Genomic DNA, 18,854 nt, shown 5'->3' with positions numbered 1-18,854 from the left:
CTCGCTGCGAACGTTCTGGCCTGGAAACGACCTGCGGGAGGCTCCGGGCGCGATGTTGTCCTCTGCTTGCGCGCGGTGATCCAGCGGGCGTCGCAGGGTGGGCAAAGGGCGGGCCCGAGTGCCGAGTGCCGAAGAGGCATCTTGTTTTTCTCGAGCGGTCCGCGATGACGCGAACTCCCTGAAAGACTCGTGCCAACGATGGCGTCGAATCTTCGTCGACGCTTCCCATTAATGCGCATGTTGGCACACACAAAATAAGCTTGAAATTTGACACGGACCGGGTACTTTATAAGAGCGCCCGAAGGCGCCCCCGATCGACCGGCAGGAGGGGAAGGGCGAGGGTCCGTGGATGTGGACCCATCGATACCTCCGGCTCGTCGGTCTCGCTGAAATTCATTCGTCCGAGTTTGGGCGATTGCTTCATCGCTGAAAGGGGAGATATGTCGACCGACCTCCACGCGCGGGAGCTCCATGGTTCCGGGCTCGATCACGCCATCCTCATGCCGGCGCGACGGCGCCGCGGCAAACCCTGGCTTGCCTTTGCGGCAGCTCTGTCGGGCGCGATGGTGTCGGTGAGCTCTGCCCGTGCGGCGTCCTATACACTCTTCGAGAGCGGCCAAGTCCGGCCTCTCGCGCTTTCACAAAACGGCCAGCGGCTCTATGCCGTGAACACCCCTGATAACCGGCTTGAGGTATTCCATGTCACGCCGTCGGGGCTGCTGCATGTCGGATCTGTAACGGTCGGACTCGAGCCCGTCGCTGTCGCGTCGCGAAACAACGACGAGGTTTGGGTGGTCAATCATCTTTCCGACAGCGTGAGCGTGGTGGACGTTACGGTCCCCTTTGCGTCGCGCGTCGTCCGTACGTTGCTCGTCGGCGACGAGCCTCGCGACATTGTGTTCGGCGGCCCCAACCGTAGCCGGGCGTTCATTACCGCGGCCCACCGCGGCCAGAACGCTCCATTTGATCCCCAGCTCACGACGCCCGGCATTGGGCGCGCGGATGTTTGGGTGTTCGACGCGACGAACCTGGGGGCGAGCTCGCTCGGAGGTGTCCCCCTCAACATCATCCGTCTCTTTGCGGACACGCCGCGGGCACTCGCGGTGAGCCCGGACGGGCAGCGTGTTTACGCGGCCGGCTTTCATACGGGCAACCGCACCACGAGCATTCATAGGAACCTCGTCCTTGCCAACGGCGGGATGCCGCCGCCGCACACGAATGCTCTCGGCGAACCCCAGCCGCCGACCGCGTTGATCGTGAAGTACGACGGCAATCACTGGGTGGACGAGAGCGGGACACCTTGGGATGCAGCCGTGAGGCTCTCCCTCCCCGACAAGGACGTGTTCGTCATCAACGCCATGGCTAACCCTCCCGCGCAGTTCGCCGGGACCGCGGGCTCTTATACCGGCGTGGGCACGGTCCTCTACAACATGATCGTCAACCCCGCGAACGGGAAGGTGTACGTCACGAACACCGACGCGAACAACCTCCAGCGGTTCGAGGGGCCGGGGATCTTCACTGGGTCGACGGTTCGGGGTCACCTGCATGAAGCTCGTATCTCCGTGCTGTCGAATGGTACGGTCACGCCGCGCCACCTCAACAAGCATATCAATTATGACTCTTGCTGCGCATCGCTGCCCAACGCGGCAAATGACAAGAGTCTCGCCACGCCCGTAGGGATGGCCATCACGAGCAATGGATCGAAGCTGTACGTCGCGGCACTCGGCTCCAGCAAGATCGGTGTCTTCGATACGGCTGCGCTCGAGAACGGCACATTCATCCCGAGCGCTGCGAACCACATCGTCCTCGACGACAGCGACGAGCCTGTCGGCCCGACGGGCCTCGTCCTCAACGAGTCCAACAAGCGGCTCTACGTGCTCACTCGGTTCGACAATTCGATCGCGATCGTCAACACGACGACAAGGTCCGTCCTCGATCGCGTCCCGCTCTACAACCCCGAGCCTCCGAGCGTCGTCGCGGGCCGGCAATACCTGTACGACGCCCGATTCAGCTCAGCCAACGGGGAATCGTCCTGCGCGAGCTGCCACGTCTTCGGCGACATGGATAGCCTCGCCTGGAATCTCGGCAACCCGGACATCGCGACGAGCGACCTACCGGGACCGATAGCCAGTCCGTTCCCGAAGTTTTTCCCGACGTTTGATGGTTTCTCCGCGCTCAAGGGACCGATGACGACGCAGAGCCTTCGTGGAATGGCGAACCATGGCCCCATGCATTGGCGAGGTGATCGCACCGGAGGCAACGCCGAGCCGAGTGCGCAGCCGAACGAGGGGACGTTCGATGAACGTGAGGCGTTCAGGCAATTCCAGGCCGGTTTTGTCGATTTGCTGGGCCGTAGCGAGCCGATCCCCGACGACGACATGGAGGCCTTCGCGGATTTCGCGCTCCAGATCATGTACCCCCCGAACCCGATTCGGAACCTAGATAACTCGTTTACGCCGGACCAGGAAGCGGGGCGCGAGCATTTCTTCCTGGTGGGTGGGGCCCTTGCCGGTGCCTGCGAGACGTGCCACAGGCTCGACCCGACCGCAAACGCCGAGTTCGGCGAGCCCATCCCGGGATTCTTTGGTACCGGGGGCGGATACGTCGTCAACGAGCAGCCACAAAGCCTGAAAGTTCCGCATCTCCGCAACCTTTACCAGAAGGTTGGTATGTTCGGTATGGCCAGGGTGCCGAATATCTTCCCCAAGGATAACGATCCCATGGGTGATCAGGTGCGCGGATTCGGCTTCACGAACGACGGGTCCGAAGACACGATCTTCCGCTTCATGAACTCGCGTGGGTTCGACGATCAGACCTCGTTCCCGAACAGCCCCCCCGTTTCTCCCAACGGCTTCGACGAGAGCCCTCCAGGGGCAGGCGACCCGGTGCGCAGGCAGGTCGAACAGTTCCTCTTGGCCTTCGACAGCAATCTGGCGCCGATCGTCGGGCAGCAGGTCACCGTCACGAACCAGAACAGCGCCGCTGCGAACGTGCGCCTCAATTTCCTCGTAGCACGCGCCGATGTAGGCGAATGTGATCTGATCGGAAAGACCCGCTTCGCGCAGGAGATCGGCTTCCTGTATGTGGGCGCGAATGAGTTCGTGTCGAGCTACCAGTCGTTCGGGACGATTTCAAGGACCGCGCTGTTGAACCTAGCCAACTTCTTCCAGCGCGAGCTGACATTTACGTGCGTGCCTCCCGGAACCGGTGAGCGAATTGGTATCGACCGGGACGAAGACGGCATCCGGGACGGCGACGAATAACCATACGCGCCGCTGCACCAAGGGACGCGAAGCGCTCCGGCAGCGGGTCCACGTCGAGCGTCAACGCACCCATCTCTCGGATCCACAACGCCGTGCTGGGCCTGGAGATCATCCAGCGGTGGGGTGGTGTGCTTGAACAGGTACAAGGTCGCGTAATTTCAAGTGGAATCGAAGGAGCAGACGTTCGAGCGCTGCACTTCCGGCGTAGATCCACGTTTTGGGGGGCTTGGCCCGGCAAGAGAACCCTTGCAGAAGCGCCCCCACCTCGGGTAGGGTCTCTCCTTAAAGCTAAGCTTCTCCGAGGAGGCCACATGGTCGCGCCGTCCGCTTTTCCCGCCTCAGCAGCCGATGCTTTCGACGGTTACACGTCCGTGGTGCCCGTCTATGAAGGCGCCGAAACGTTCGTGTATCGGGCGCGGAAACACGACAGCGCGGCGCAGGTCATCCTGAAGCAGACGAAGAACGATTATCCGAGTGCGCGAGAACTCGCCAGGCTGCGGCGCGAATTCATGATCCTGCGCGATCTCGGGCTCGACAATACACCCCACGCACTCGCGCTGGAGGAGCACGGGCGCGGCCTGCGCCTCGTGATGGCGGACATCGGCCACCCCACGCTGCGCGAGATCCTCGAGGGCGAGAAGCTTTCGATCGAGACCGTCCTCGTCCTCGCGATATCGGTATGCGACGCGCTCGCGGCGATCCACGAAAGGCGCGTCATCCACAAGGATATCACGCCGAGGAACATTCTGGTGGATCCGTCCACCTCGAAGGTGTTTCTTATTGATTTCGGGATATCGGCACGCATCTCTCGCGAGCTCAGTGCTCCAGCGAGCGCGCGCTCGCTGGAGGGCACGCCTCTCTATGTTTCACCCGAACAAACGGGACGGATGAACCGCGCGGTCGACGCGCGGTCGGATTTTTATTCGCTTGGTGCGATTCTGTACGAAATGCTCGTCGGACATGTGCCTTTCCCGGACCGCGAGGTCGAGGACGTTCTTCAGGCCCACCTGACACGAAGCCCGGTGCCGCCGCGTGAGATGGCTCCGTCCGTGCCCGAGACGCTCTCGGATATCGTCATGAAGCTCCTCGCGAAGACGCCTGAGGAAAGATACCAGAGCGACGCGGGTCTCGCATTCGACCTCGGCGAATGTCTCCGGCAGTGGAGGGAGCGCGGCTCCGTCGAGTCATTCCCTCTGTATACGAAGGACAGGGCGCCCGAGCTGCGGCGCTCGCAGCGCCTGTACGGCCGAGAGCATGATATCGAAGCGCTCCTCCAGGCGTTCGAGCGCGCCCGCCTGCGCGGCCCGGAGCTGGTCCTCGTCTCGGGTTATTCCGGCATCGGCAAGTCGGCGCTGGTCCGCGAGATTCACAAGAGCATCTCGCGGCATGGCGGCTATTTCATTTCTGGAAAATTCGATCAACTCTCCCGCGACGTGCCGCTCGCGCCGGTCGTCCATGCGTTTCGGGAATTGATGCGCGAGATCCTGACGGAGCCACCCGCGGCGCTCGCACGATGGAAAGAGGACCTCCTCTCCGCGCTCAAAGGCAACGGCGCGCTGCTCACCGAGCTCGTCCCGGAGCTCGCGCTCGTCGTTGGTGACCTGCCCAAAGTACCGGAGCTGCCGCCGGATCAGGCCAAGAACCGCTTCGAGCTGACGCTCCTCGATTTTTTGCATGTCTTCGCGAACGCGGCGCACCCCGTCGTCCTTTTCCTCGATGACCTTCAATGGTTGGACCCGGCCTCACGGCGACTGTTGCATCTTCTTCTGACGGACGCGTTCAGCCAGCACTTGCTGATCATCGGCGCCTACAGGGACAACGAAGTCGAGCCAGGCCATCCGCTCCTCTCGCTCATCGCGGACCTCGGCAAATTCGGATTCCGTGCCACCGAACTTCGGCTTGGGCCGCTCGCTCGTGAGACGTTGCACCACCTCGTCGCAGACACGCTCACGAGCCGGCCCGAGGAGGTCGAGAGCTTGGCGGAGCTGGTGTACGAGAAGACGCGCGGAAACCCGTTTTTTGCGCATCAGTTTCTGGTCACGCTGAACGAACGAAACCTCCTTCGCTTCGACCCATCCACGTACACGTGGTCGTGGAAGGTCGAGACCATCCGCGCGGCGAACGTGACGGACAACGTCGTCGATCTGCTCCTCGAAAGCATGCAGGAGCTCCCGGCAGCGACGCAGCAGGTGCTCATGCTCGCGGCGTGCATTGGCCATTCGTTTGATTATGGATGGCTCGCCATCGTCGCGAACAAACCGTCCGATGAGATCCTCGCCGCGATTTGGGGCGCGATGAAGGCTGGGCTCATCGTCTCTCTGGACGGTGACTACCGGTATCTCGAGGCCGGGCTCGGCGGCTCGGAGGCGAGCGCCTCGGCGGCGCGCTTCGACGTCCGTTATCGATTCGTCCACGATCGGGTCCATCAAGCTGCATATCTTCTCCTTCCGCCGGAGCAGCGGGAAACGCTCCATCTCGGCATCGGGCGCCTCCTCCAGCGGCACATCAAAGGCGCGTCCATGGATGAGCATCTCCTGGAGCTCGTCCGCCACCTCAATATCGGCGCCGCTCGCATGGATGGTCATGCCGAACGGGTCGACCTCGCGGCGCTCAACCTGCGAGCCGCCCAAAAAGCCAAGGCTTCCACAGCCTACCACGCGTCCGCCGAGTATGCACGCGCGGGCATCGGCCTGCTCCGCGACGGGGATTGGGATGAACTTTATGATTTGTGCCTCGCATTGTACACGATCGCGGGGCAATGCGCATCTTTGAGCGGCGACGCCGAACACGCCGAGGCCGTCTTCGCGGAGCTCGGGCGTCGGGTGAAGACCGATATCGAGCGAGCTACGATCCAGAGGGAGCGCGTATATGGCAAGATATCTCACGGGCAATTCATGGAAGGCGTCCGGATCGGCCTCGATACGCTGGGCCTGCTCGGACACCCGCTGCGGATGGAAGAGATCACGTCGCCGCAGGTGATGATGGCGGAGCTCGCCCAGGTGACGACCAACCTGCGCGGACGCCGCATCGAGGACGTGATCGACGCGCCGGAGGTGAAGGACCCTGTGGTTGGCGCGGTCCTCTCGATCCTCGACTCCATCGGCGACGGCTCACACCACCTCGGCGCGATTCCGTTTTCCATCATCAATCTCAGGGCAGTCAACATCGCCCTCGTGCATGGTCATACCGAGCTCGTCGCGCTGCCCTACAGTTGCGTCGGCTACATGCTCGCAGCGATCCGCGGGCGCGTGAACGAAGGGATGGACTTCTGCAAACTGGCGGAGGCGATCAACGCGAAGTTTCCAAGCGCCCTGCAAACCGCGAGGCTGGGCTTCGCCGCGAGCAGTTGCGCGCATATGCGATATCCGATGCGCCAAGTAGGGGAGAGGTTCGCCGTCACGCGGCAACGCTGCCTGGAGACCGGCGAGTTTCACATGCTCGGCGTCGCCTGCTTCCTCGGGACGATGGCAAACCTCTTCGCGGGGGATCAGATCGAGGATGTCCTCGACCTCGCCGAGAAGAACCTAGCGATCGCGCGGCGCACCAAGATCCAGCGCAACAACGCCGCCATGACCGCTGTTCGGCAAAGCATTGCATGCCTTGCGGGCAAGACGCGGGACGCGACGTCGTTCAGCGACGACAACTTCGACGAGGACAGTTTTGTTCGTGATCTGCAAAGCCAGCAACCCAGCAGCACGAATGTCCATTACGGTGTGTTGAAATCGTTTGTCCTCCTCGTGCACGGAAAACACGCGGACGCCTGGGAGGCGTCGGAGATTACCGAGCGTGCATTGATGTTCGGGGGTGGGACGATTCAACCGAAGCTTCACCCGTTCTTCCGAGCACTCCTGCTCCTCGTCCTACCGCCGGCGGAGGAGCCCAAGGAGGCGGCAAGGCGCAAGGAACTCTACACGAGATACAGGGCGGAGATCGCAGATCTCTCGGCGTGGTCCCCGAAGAGCTTCGCGCATTTGAAGGCGCTCGTCGACGCCGAGGAGGTACGAACGCAAGGCGATGTCGCCGGCGCCATGCAGCGCTACGAAAGCGCAATTGCGCTTTGCCATGAAAACAAGGCCCCGCACTTCGAGGCGATGGCCAACGAGCTTTTCGGCAAGTTTTTCGTGAGCATCGGCATCACCGCGGGCGCCGGTGCCTATATGCGGAATGCATACCGGGCATACCTGCATTGGGGCGCTCCTCTCAAGGCCGCGTCGCTCGAGTCGGAGTCATCGCACCTCTGGCCCTCCGCCCGTGAGATTACGCGTTCGAGCTCGAGAACGGGGACGACGAACACATCGGGCCTCACGGAGCTGGGCAGGACCCTCCTCAGCAAGACGGGCGCTGGCAGCCTCCGCGACGCCGCGCTCGTCGTCCGTGCCGCGCAGGAGATCGCGAGCGAGATTGACCTCGCAAAGGTCATCGATCGCCTCGCCCAGCTCGTCCTCAGCAACGCGGGCGCCGATCGCGGGGCATTGATCCTCGCGCGAGACGGGCAGTTTGCCATTGTCGCGAGGCTCGGGGAGGGGAGCAGCACCATCGACGTGGGCGAGGGGGAGCCGCTGGATAGCGCCGTCGAATGCGCCAAGAGTGTCATCCTTTATGTGTCACGTACACAGGAGGCCGTGCTACTCGACGACAGGGAGAGCGTCGAACGCTTTGCGAACGATTCGTATCTTCTCCGCGAGAATCCACGATCGATCCTGTGCCTACCGCTCCTGCACCAAGGCAGGCTGAGCGGCGTGCTTTATCTGGAGAATCGTACCATCGCAGGCGTCTTTCACGAGGCGCGCGTCGAGCTCCTCACCCTGCTCTCCTCGCAGGCCGCCATCGCCATTGAAATCGCAAGGCTCATCGAGAACTCGCGCGCCGCCAATGAAGAGGTCAAGCGCGCCAATGAGCGACTCGAGCTCGAGGTCGCGCGAAGGACCGAGGAGCTGCGGTACCTCAATCGTGACCTCACGGATGCAAACGCCCGCCTCGAAACCGAGCTCTCCCAGCGCCGTGTCGTCGAGGAGCAGCGCGAGGCGCTTCAGGCGCAGATCATCGCGGCCCAGCGCGATAGGCTCGCGGAGCTGTCGACGCCGCTCTTGCCCATCACGCGCGAGATCGTCGTCATTCCCCTCATCGGGACCATGGATGGCGAACGCGCCGCGCAGGTCCTCGCTGTCGCGCTCGAAGGCGCCCAGCGCCAAGGCGCGCGGGTGGTCATCCTCGATGTCACGGGGATGAAGGATGTCGATACCCATATCGCTCGAATGCTCATCGATGTCGCGGGCGCGCTGCGGCTCCTCGGCGCAGAGACGCTCATCACGGGCATCGCTCCGCGGAACGCACAGACGCTCATTTCGCTCGACGTCGATCTGCGGTCCTTCGTGACAATGAGCACGCTTCAGAGCGGGATGGAGTACGCTCTTCGGCGCGTCCGCGGCGCGACGGCCGTTGCCCCTGCGCCGAGACTCCGGGGGCGGTGACCACACTTTCCCGCGCAAAGGAGAATCCTTTGCGCGAACTCACATGACGCGGGATCGCCGGACGTAGGGCTTCTGGTGCTCGTCGCGGGTGCGTCCTTCCTTGGAGAGGAGCCTCGAGATGCGGTCTTCGAGGGGCGGGTGGCTCGAGAGGAGGGCAATCATGCGGCCGCCGCGGATGCCGAAGGCCTGCATGCTGGCGGGCAAGAGGCTCGGCTCACCTTGCTGCATGCGGAGCCTGTTCAATGCGCGGGCCATGGCCTGCTTGCCGACGAGCTCGGCGCCGCCGTCATCCGCGCGGAACTCGCGACGCCGGCTGAACCAGGCGACGATCAAGCTCGCGAGGATGCCAAAGACGATTTGCAGGACGATGCTGCTCACGAAGTAGGCGATGCCCGGACCTCGCTCCTCACCGTCCTCGGAACGGCTCAAGAATCGGTCGATGAGGAAGCCCACGACGCGGCTCAGGAAGATGACGAACGTGTTCAGCACGCCCTGCAAGAGGGTGAGCGTGACCATGTCCCCATTGGCGACGTGCGCGAGCTCGTGACCGAGCACGGCCTCGACCTCGCTCCGCTGCATGTTCCGCAAGAGGCCCGTGGAGACGGCCACGAGGGCATTGTTACGCCGCGCTCCCGTGGCGAAGGCGTTCATCTCTTGGCTGTCGTAGATGGCGACCTCGGGCCTCCCGATGCCTGCGTCGCGCGCGAGCCGCTCGACGGTCTGCACCAGCCAGGCTTCCTCGGCGGTCCGCGGGACGTCGACGACGTGCGCGCCGGTGCTCCATTTGGCCATGGTCTTCGACAGGAAGAGCGAAATCAGCGAGCCGCCGAAGCCGATCAGCGCGGCCGTGACGAGAAGCCCTGGCAGGCTGATCCGCACCCCTTGCTGTACGAGGAATCGTTCGAGGCCGAAAATCTGGGCGAGGATGGCGAGCATGGCCACGACGGCCAGGTTGGTCAATACGAACAGGGCGATCCGGGTGATGAATGTTCCTTTCATTCGTTATCTCCACGATCCGCACGAAACTAGTACGGGAAATCTGTGACGCCTCCGTCTGGGTGCAAGCGGCAAACCGGCGAAGGGCGCCGAAGCTTCCGTGAACCAGCATTGGAAAGACCGTTGGTTCGCTGAGACGTACCCCGGGAGGCGAGCAAAGGCGGCCTTACGTGTGGTGTACGCTCGCCAATCTCGTGGAAGATTGGGTGCTCAAGCCAGGCGAGGCTGCCTGTTTGAGGACGGATGGATGCCGCTGCTGGAGCCGCACGGGACGAATCTATCCTCCAGCGGCGGAACTCGTGCCGTGGAGAAGGTAAGGGGCACGTTTGAACCCTACGACGTCACGGATGCCCCGAATGGCCACGGCGGGCACTTGTCGACCGGAGGCGCCGCGGTAGACGCCTGCCGACTCCATCTCGACAGCGAGAACTTGGCGAGCGGCCTTGAGCAGGAATGCCACGAGAGAGCGCGGGTGTTCTTCACAAGCCGATCACTCTGCTCGGCGCGCGCCAGGTCGCGGGCAGCTTGCGTGTGGATGGCAGAATCGTGCTAGCAGGTTCTGTGCCAGCACTGTTGCCCCGCCTCCGAATCGCGCGCACGATTCGCCTTGTTCCCTGCGACGAACGTCGGATAACCTACGCCGAGTCCGTGGAGCTTGCGATGAAGCGGAAGTTCGAAGAGGGGCAGGCCAAGCACTTCACAACCAGCGAGGCGACGCGTGCTTGCGAGTAGCTTTTTGGATCCGGTGCTGGGCATCGACGTGCACTGGGAGCTCGTGCCCATGCCGGCGCCCACCCCCGTACCGATTCCCAATCCATTCACCGGGATCGTCTTCGATCCGATCGGGCTCGCCGCCGGTCTTGCGATCGGCGCCGCGTTCGCGCTCGCGGTCGGAGCACCCGTGCAGGGCCCCGTCCTTTATTGGGGGTTCTTCCCGGCGACGAACACCGGCACGGAAGCCATTCACATTCCGGGACACATCCTGTTCCCGCCGGGCGTATTCTGGGCACCGTTCCCAAGAACGCCGAAGCCGGTCATCCGCCCCGGCGATACGCTGAAGCCGCCCAAGCCGATCACGCCCGATAACGATGCCGTTGCGATCTTCGGCTCCAAGACGGTGTCGGTGATGGGCAGCAATGCCGTGCGGTTCGGCGACATCCTCCTGAGCTGCTCGGAGCCCATTCGGCTGCCGTCGTCCGTCGTCCTGGCGGTGCCCAAAGGCCGGCCGATCCTCATCGGGGGGCCGATGTCGCTGGACATCATGGCTGCCGTCATGGCCTCGCTGCGAACGCGATTCATGTCGGATTCGCTTCACGCGCTGGTATCGCGACTCTCTCCCGGCCGGTTCCGCAACTTCCTTCACCGCGCCGTATGTTTCTTCACGGGGCACCCGGTCGACGTCGCGTCGGGCAAGGTGATCTCGGAACACGTGGACTTCGCGCTGTCGAGCCCATTGCCGCTACAGATAGACCGCATCTACTCGTCGGCGTGGGCCGACCGAGCGGGTCGGATGGGCAACGGTTGGAGCCTCTCGCTGGACCAGGCGGTGTGGCGCGAACGCGGCAAGGTGGTGTTGCGCAGCGAGGACGGGCGCGAGATCGAGTTCGACTGCTTCGATAGGCCCCGTCATCGCATCGAGCCGGGCCAATCGATCTTCAACCCCGTCGAGGGCCTCACGCTCCGCTGCCTCCCCGACGACGCCTGGGAAATCGAGGCGAAGGATGGCGTCGTTCGAGAGTTCGCGCCGATCGCCGGCGATGAGGGCGAGCCCGGCGCGCTCGGTCCGACCGCCCGTATCGTCGCAATGCGCGATCGCACGCGTCATCATCGAAATGTGTTCTCCTATGACGCCCGGGGCTGCCTCGAATGGGTTCGAGATGCCTTGGGCCGCTACATTCGCATCGAGCACGACGCCGCCAGGCGGATCACGGCGCTCGTGCTTCAGAGTCCCCAGGGCGATCTCTGGACGACGCACCGTAGATACCGCTACGACGAGGCCGGCGACCTCGTCGAGGTGGAAGACGCCACCGGCGCCCGCTGGAGATTCGAGTATTGCACGCATCTGCTCACGCGCGAGACCGACCGAACCGGGTTCAGTTGGTACTTCCTATGGGATGGATTCGGCGCCGATGCATGGTGCACCCGAACGTGGGGAGACGGCGGCGTCTTCGATCACAAGATCGCCTATGACAAAAAGCAACACGTCACGTTCGTCACCGATTCGCTCGGCCATACGACCGAATATCGGATGAACGCCGCGGGGCTCGTCACGAAGATTCGAGATCCGCTGGGCGGAGCGACCGAGTTCGCCTACGATTCGATTACGATGCGGCGAACGCGCAAGGTCGACGCCGCCGGCCGCGTGACGGCAATGGAGTACGACGCGCGCGGCAACATGACCAAGCTCGTCCGGCCAGACGGGTCGGAGCTCGGTTTCACGTACGATTCGAAAGATCTGCTCGTCCAGGGCAAAGATCCGATTGGCGGTGTGTGGCGGTGGCGTTACGACGAGCAGGGGCAGCAGATCGCGACGAGCGATCCCCTGGGCCAGGTGACGACGTTTGGCTGGGCGAATGGCCTGCCGGCGTGGGTGCGGGGCCCCGGCAGGCGCGTCGTCGAGTTCGAGCACGACGCGCAAGGACAACTGAGCGTCGTGAAGGACGGCAGCGGTTTCGAGAGGCATTTGTCGTGGGATCAGCAGGGTCGCCAGACGCGGATCCACGAGGTCGGCGGCGCAGCGGTCTCGCTGCGCCATGACCAGGAGGGTCGGCTGGTCGAGCTTTCGCGCCCCTCGGGCGAACGGCAGCGAAGGACCTATGATGCCGAGGGGAACGTCGTAGCCATCGAGGACGGCCGCCGCGCCGTGCGTCTGCGCTATGGTGCGGCGCATCGCGTGATTGCATGCGAAGAGGAGGGTGAACTCCGGCGCTTCGAGTACGATACGGAAGGCCGGCTCCGCGCGCATGTGGATGCGGCCGGACGGCGGACTGCATTCGATCGTGACCCGATGGGACGCGTGGTTCGCGAGCGCAAGCCTGATGGGGGCGTGCAGTCGTACAAGCACGATGTCTCGGGCCGAATCGTCGGCGTGCAAAGCCCCGCGCAGCGCATAAGCTCCATCGAATACGACAAGGTCGGCCGGGTGACGCGAATGCAGCACTCGGATGGCACGTTCACGACCTTGAGCTGGCGGGCGGACGGCGCCTTGCTGGAGGCGGTCAATGAATCGAGCGCGCTGAGGTTCGAAGTCGACGCGCTCGGCCGTACGCTCCGCGAGATCAGCGGTGACGGCTGGGTGCAGTCGCAATACGGTCCCGATGGCATGCGAACGAGCGTCCGGAGCTCGTACGGCCTGCTGCAGGAGGTCGAGCGCGATCGCAGGGGATCGGTCAGGCGGATGATGCTCGGGATGCGCCCGGGGTCTGACCCGTCGGCCATTGAGATCGAGCGTGACGCGTCCGGCCACGAGATCACACGGCGCATGCCTGGCAACATCGGGCTGAACTGGCAACGTGACGATCGTGGCCGCGCGTGCCGCAGGTACACGGTCGCGGCCGTACCCGCGGCCGAGGGCGACGCGCGCGGCGGGCTGCAGGTGCTCGAGGAACGCCGGTGGCACTGGCAGGGCGACGACCGTCTCGTCACGCTCGAAGACGTGCGCCGTGGCGCGGCCACACACTACGATTACGACGGTCGCGGTCGCGTCGTGCGAGAGCGCCGCGGCGAGCGGATCCTCGAACGGGCTCACGACGCGCAGGGGAACGTGTACCGCCAGGCCGATCGGCGGGACCGGGAATATGCGGCCGATGGACAGCTCACCCATACCTCGCAGTCGAGCTACGTCCATGACGCCAATGGTCAGCGGATTCGCAGGATCGACGCAGGCGGGGCGACGTGGAACTTCGCCTATGACGAACGCGGCATGTTGCGCGCGATCGACAAGCCCGATGGACAGCGCATCGAGTACCAGTACGACGCCTTGGGCCGCCGCACCCGAAAGGTGCGAATCGGCGAGGGTCGGCGTGTGGACGAGGAGGTCCGGTATCTCTGGGACGGGCGCCGCATGGTGCACGAGAGCCGCGGCGCCGACGACCTCACATCGTGGTACTGGAGCCCGCACGATACCGCGCCTGTCGCGAAGCGGCGCGGCGACCGGCTCTGGTCGATCGCGGCCGATCACATGGGCAATCCCACGGAGATGTACGACGAGCACGGTCGACTCACCTGGCAGGCCCAGCTCGACATTTATGGGCAGGTGGATCTCCGCGCGGGAACTGCAGCCGATTGTCCGTGGCGCTGGCCGGGGCAATACGAGGACACGGACGCCGAGCTTTGCTATAATGGGTTCCGCTACTACGACGCGTTCACCGGCAACTACACGCGGCGCGATCCGCTGGGCCTGGCCGGGAACACGAATCCGTACGGCTATCCTGCGAATCCTTGGGCGTACAGCGATCCGCTCGGGCTCGAGACGCTTGATTGGATGGCCTTCATGAAGCGGGCGGATGCCTGGAACCTGGGTGAAGGTGTCGACACTCCGATGAGCGACACTTTCAAGAACCAGGCGTTCAACTTGTATAACAAGATACTCAAGAGCACCGATATTCCTGTCATCGGCGATTTCGGCGACGTCGACAGATTCCTGAAGAACAATGGTCCAGGGTTCGCGAAACTGTCCTTGCCGATGCCGCCCACCACGGGCTTCCACTGGAACACCTTCGTGAATGACATGTGGTTGCAGGCCTTCATCGACAATAACGCCGTGGTTCGGCTCGCGAGTGAGCCCACCGAGGAGCTGCTCAGCAGCAAGATGTACGGTAGGTCGGTGTTCGGGCGCGAGATGGATCAGCTCATCGCAGCGGGGTATAAGCTGGTCGGTAAGCTCGGCGATAAGAAGGATCCGCTGCGAATGGAGCCACCATGTCGATGAAAGGGGAGCCGACGGAAGAGCGCGATCTGGACGAGCTCTTTGCGCGCTGGAGCGATCAGATGGCTGCGCTCGACACAGCGCTTGTGATTCCGAAAATGGATCCGCTGGTGCCCGGCACGGCGCCGGGCCGGCCGGTCAGCGAGGCGTGGAAGGCGGAGATGCGTAAGCGGACCGACTTGCTGCATCCTCTCGCCCGCGAGATGGCGGAGGCCTACTTGCATCGCCTCGACGATGCAGGGCGCCAGCGCGCACAGGCGCTCTTGGCAGCGCATCGCAGAGTCGTCTGGCAGTTCGATGGCGTCATCGACGACTACCTCGAGCGCTTCCTGCAGTCCTTGGATCAAGCGGATCTCGACATCGCGCTCGCGCTCACGGCGATCTACGACGCCCGTGCGGGCAGCCGCGACTTTCACCGGGTCATCTATCCGCAGTACTTGAAGATGCAAAAGCAAGGCATCGATGCGAGGGCGCTGTTCGAGGCCGCGCTCCCGCTCACGACACGACACGACGATCCCGACTTCGGTGCGCATGGACTGTTCCTTCGTCTGGGTCGAAAGTTGGACGATGACACCGAGTCGTAATGTGCTGTCCGGGATGGGGTCCGTCCGGATCGCGACATGGAGTTGACATGCAGGCCATTTCCAGCGCGCTGAACCGTCTCCTCGAGGATGGAAGCTGGTTTGTTCGTGCGAAGGAGGTGAACCTCTTCGTCGTCAAGGCCAGCGCGGATCTGCGCAAACCGGCGCTCAAGATCCTTGGGGGGTTAGAGTTTCACCACGACAATCGAAGCGCGTGGGTCCTCTTCGAGGAGGCATACACCCGTGCGGATTCGGGCTGGCAGGTGCGCGCGCATCGATTGCTCGCACATTGGGAGGATCGTCGCGCCGCCTTCCTGAAGAACGAGGGTATCGAGATGCCCAGCGCGCCCGCGTCCGCGCTGGCGGGGCAGGCGGGCCTGCTCGCGCACCTGGAAGCTGGCGCTCGGACGGCTCGCGTGGCACCTTTTCGAGGCGCGGCGGGGGCCGTCGCGACAGCGCTGCGCCCGCCGCTGGAGGGTCTGGTGCTCGTGCTCGCGCCGACGATCGTGGAGGAGGTGGACGCGCTCGGGAATGAGATCGAGCTGCTCATCAAAGATCCTGCGATGAAGGCGTGTCGCTGGGTCTTGCTCGTCGATGCGGCGGAGCCACGGCCCGCGCTGCTCGATCGGCTCGACGCGAAGCATTGGCTCCAATGCGATTGCGTCCCGGATCCCAAGCAGCACGACAAGGACCTGCGGGCGCTCGTCTACGCGCCGAATCCCTCGTTCGCAGGCGCGGCACCTCGTGGCGTAAACCCGCCCAGGCGCGTCGACGATCCTCCGCCGGTCGATCCGGCGGTCGTGGAGCGGACCCTCAAGGAGGCTGGCCTCTCCTCCGAATATCTAGCGAAGGCGCCCGATTTGCAGCGGCTCGTGCTCGGCGCTGCACTCGCGATGAAGGAGGGGAAAGGCGTCGACGCCATACGTATGCAGCGTGATGCACGCGATCTCGCCGCTTCGTTGGGCCTCGCCGAGGTGACGGTCATCTGTCAGGTATCGCTCGCCAGCTACCTTTCGGGGCTCAACCAGCGAGATCTCGCCTTGACGGAGCTGCGCTCCGCGATCGAGCTTGCGACACGGCACGACCTCGGTCTGCAGGAAGCGCAAGCGCGGCTCGCGCTCGCGCTCCTCCTGTCGTTGCAGCAGCGTTTGCCAGAGGCTGCGCGCGAGTATGCAGCGTGCGCGACGCGCGCCGAGAAGGCGAACGTGCCCCTGATCGCGATCGAGGCGTGGAGGCTCGCGGCGCAGCTCGCATTGCAGGTGAAGGCGGAGCCGCAGGCCATTTCGTGCTTCTCCGAGGCGATCCGCGTCGCGGTGGGTTCGGAAAAGGAGATGGTCAAAGTCTCGAGCGCACCGGAGGCGGCGCGCCGCCTCGCGGCGCTTTGCCGAGAGCGCGGGCTGAACGCGCAGGCGGAATCGCTGTACACGCAGGCGGACGCCATGGAGCGGGCGGAGGTCGGCGTGGACACAGCCGCACAGGCTGAAGAATGAGGCGATACGGTAGATCCTGCGTCTGGAGCGATTTTTCGGGCGTCCGGTTCTTCCGATGGCAATGACCCAGACCTCGCCTTCCTCCGCGTGAGGCCCTGAGCATGTAGCGCCCAAGCCTCAGGAAGGTCTGCATGACGGCGCCCACGCCCGCCTTGGGCCGTGGTACGATGCTTCGCGTCATGGATGTCCTCTCCTACTGCCCGCTTCGCGTCGCTGCGCTTCCTTGGCAACCCCGTCCGGGATCCCATGCGTTGACCGTGGTCTGCAAAGCGACGTTCGAGCTCGGGCCCGGCGAGTCGCCACTCGCGAAAACGCAGGAAGACCCAGCGCAGGCGGATGTCCACTGGAATGACGATCCTCGGCGAAGCCTGCGAGTCGCGAGTGATCTCGTCCCGTTCAAGCGGCGCGCCGAGGTGCTCGTGCTCGGGCACGCCTTCGCGCCGACGGCCGCGCCCGTGACCTCGGTCGTAGCGCGAATCGCTGTCGGCTCGATCGATAAAGCCATCGAAGTGCATGCGGATCGCGCCTTTACGATGGACGGACGAATCGTCGTCGGAGAGCCTTTTTTGAAAGCGCCGCTCGTCTGGGAGCGAGCCGCGGGGGGCGCGAACAACCCTTCCGGGATCGCTCCGAACGCGCCGCCGGACGCGCGTGGGTTCAGGCCGGTTCCGAGCCTCGTGCCCCGAGGTTTCACGGTGCGAACACCGGCGGATTCGGTTCCAGCCATGGGTTTCGGTCCCCTCGCGCCCGCGTCGTATCCGCGTGCGTCGCTGCTCGGGCGTTATGCGAGCACCTGGGATCCGCGGACCTGGAATACGCGACCCTTGTTCGAGGACTTCGACGGTGCTTATTTCAATGCAGCGCCGACGGATCAACAGCTCACCGAGTTTCGAGGCGATGAGACGATCGTGCTCGAGCACCTGCATTCGAGCCACCCGCGGCTCACGACGAAGCTCGCGAAGGTGCAACCGAAGGTTGCCGTGATGCGTGAATCGGGAGAGGCACAAGAGATCCGGCTCCGTGCGGATACCTTGTGCATCGATACCGATCGAGCCCTGGCGACGCTCGTTTGGCGCGGCGTGGTGCTGCTCGAGAAGCCCGACGAGGCCGGGACCGTGATGGTGACGATGGTGGGCCCGGAGGCGAGCGCAGATATCGAGAGTACCCTGACGGCGGTGCCGACGACCGCGAAGATCGCGAATGCGCCTGCGCGGCCAGCACTGCCGTTCATGCCCGCCGCGGGCCCGCCGGATCCGGCGATCTTCGAAATGGGGGGGCATGAGACCTCTCGGCTCGAACATGACGAGGAGGTCGGCACGGGGACGATCGGACCTTGGACGAAGAACCCGGCCCCGGTGCTTCCCTTTCAATCGGCCGCGCCGCCGCCGATCGTTCCCCCGCCGGCATCTGTGGCGGTCGACCCCGTCCCTTTCGACGAACTGCCGCCGACGACGCAAAAGAGCCTGAAGGTCGCAGTCGATCGGCCCCTCGAAGCGCCGCGCCCCGCGGTCATCGCGCCCCCCGCGATGATCGGGCCTTTGGCCAAGCCGGCGATGCCCGAGGCGCCTGCGAAAGCGCCTCCACCCGAGGCAGAGCAAGCGAACGAGCTGAAAGCGGAAGAAGAGCCGAAGAAACCCGCGCCGCCCCCCGCAGCGGAGGAGCCGCCGGCCGATTTGACGATCGAAAAGACTGCGGCGATCGCGGCCGAGATCGCCGAGGGGAGAAGCGAGCGTGTGAAGATCCTCGAAGCGCATGGCTTGAAGGAGGGCGCATGGAAAGCGAATGAGCTGCGCTGGAACAAGGCGCTCGAGGAGGAGCCGCAGAAAGGAAAGAGCGTGCTGCGAGGCGCGTATGATGGGGCGTATGTCGCGCAGGTGGAGAAGCTTCGAGGTCCGATCGCCGTCGGGGAGTACGCTCGAATTTCCGTGGCCTTGGAGCGAGGAGGCGCGAAGGAAGCGCTCGACGCCCTGAAGATCCAGCAGCCAGCGCTGATGCCCATCGTGCGCGTGTGGGCGAAGCGCGTGGCGAAGGATATGAAGCTCGGGGAAGAGGCGAGGAAGGCGGTGCGGGAGGCGCGACGCGCGTAGGAAGCGGTTTCCGAAGCAGCTATCTCGATCGCGGACATG

7 protein-coding genes are annotated in these 18,854 nt (G+C 64.2%); 6 read left to right on the top strand and 1 reads right to left on the bottom strand.

From position 1 onward, the window contains the following. The first annotated feature begins 440 nt into the window (after positions 1 to 440). Both QHF89_RS04315 and QHF89_RS04310 read left to right on the top strand, forming a co-directional pair. Positions 441 to 3,263, top strand: a complete 2,823-nt coding sequence (locus QHF89_RS04315) for a hypothetical protein (protein ID WP_342763956.1) — start codon at positions 441 to 443, stop codon at positions 3,261 to 3,263. Between the two features lie 311 nt (positions 3,264 to 3,574). After that, on the top strand, positions 3,575 to 8,734 hold the full coding sequence (locus QHF89_RS04310; RefSeq protein ID WP_136967371.1) for an AAA family ATPase: 5,160 nt from the start codon (positions 3,575 to 3,577) through the stop codon (positions 8,732 to 8,734). A 39-nt stretch (positions 8,735 to 8,773) separates the two neighbouring features. Here the strand turns inward: QHF89_RS04310 and htpX are convergent, their stop codons facing one another. Continuing rightward, positions 8,774 to 9,733, bottom strand: coding sequence for a protease HtpX (gene htpX, locus QHF89_RS04305; protein ID WP_136967372.1), 960 nt, complete (start codon positions 9,731 to 9,733; stop codon positions 8,774 to 8,776). Positions 9,734 to 10,475: 742 nt separating this feature from the next. Here htpX and QHF89_RS04300 point away from each other — a divergent pair. The 4 genes from QHF89_RS04300 (at position 10,476) to QHF89_RS04285 (ending at position 18,815) form a co-directional block, all read left to right on the top strand. After that, positions 10,476 to 14,660, top strand: a complete 4,185-nt coding sequence (locus QHF89_RS04300) for a DUF6531 domain-containing protein (protein WP_136967373.1) — start codon at positions 10,476 to 10,478, stop codon at positions 14,658 to 14,660. Then, positions 14,651 to 15,241: a hypothetical protein gene (locus tag QHF89_RS04295; RefSeq protein WP_136967374.1), complete on the top strand. Its 591-nt coding sequence runs from the start codon at positions 14,651 to 14,653 to the stop codon at positions 15,239 to 15,241. The genes QHF89_RS04300 and QHF89_RS04295 overlap by 10 nt, the downstream gene beginning before the upstream one ends. A gap of 47 nt (positions 15,242 to 15,288) precedes the next feature. Continuing rightward, on the top strand, positions 15,289 to 16,728 hold the full coding sequence (locus tag QHF89_RS04290) for a hypothetical protein (protein ID WP_136967375.1): 1,440 nt from the start codon (positions 15,289 to 15,291) through the stop codon (positions 16,726 to 16,728). A gap of 131 nt (positions 16,729 to 16,859) precedes the next feature. Then, a complete protein-coding gene (locus QHF89_RS04285; RefSeq protein WP_136967376.1) occupies positions 16,860 to 18,815 on the top strand; it encodes a DUF2169 domain-containing protein in 1,956 nt (651 codons plus the stop codon). The last annotated feature ends 39 nt before the right edge of the window (positions 18,816 to 18,854 follow it).

It is taken from the genome of Polyangium sorediatum, assembly GCF_029946465.1.
Taxonomy (GTDB): Bacteria; Myxococcota_A; Polyangia; order Polyangiales; family Polyangiaceae; genus Polyangium; species Polyangium fumosum.
This window is presented reverse-complemented; position numbering and strand designations above follow the sequence as displayed.

Bases quoted from the DNA above. Each gene is read 5' to 3' on its own strand.
- QHF89_RS04315 (WP_342763956.1), top strand. From the start codon at position 441: ATGTCGACCGACCTCCACGCGCGGGAGCTCCATGGTTCCGGGCTCGAT.
- QHF89_RS04310 (WP_136967371.1), top strand. From the start codon at position 3,575: ATGGTCGCGCCGTCCGCTTTTCCCGCCTCAGCAGCCGATGCTTTCGAC.
- htpX (WP_136967372.1), bottom strand. From the start codon at position 9,733: ATGAAAGGAACATTCATCACCCGGATCGCCCTGTTCGTATTGACCAAC.
- QHF89_RS04295 (WP_136967374.1), top strand. From the start codon at position 14,651: ATGTCGATGAAAGGGGAGCCGACGGAAGAGCGCGATCTGGACGAGCTC.
- QHF89_RS04290 (WP_136967375.1), top strand. From the start codon at position 15,289: ATGCAGGCCATTTCCAGCGCGCTGAACCGTCTCCTCGAGGATGGAAGC.
- QHF89_RS04285 (WP_136967376.1), top strand. From the start codon at position 16,860: ATGACGGCGCCCACGCCCGCCTTGGGCCGTGGTACGATGCTTCGCGTC.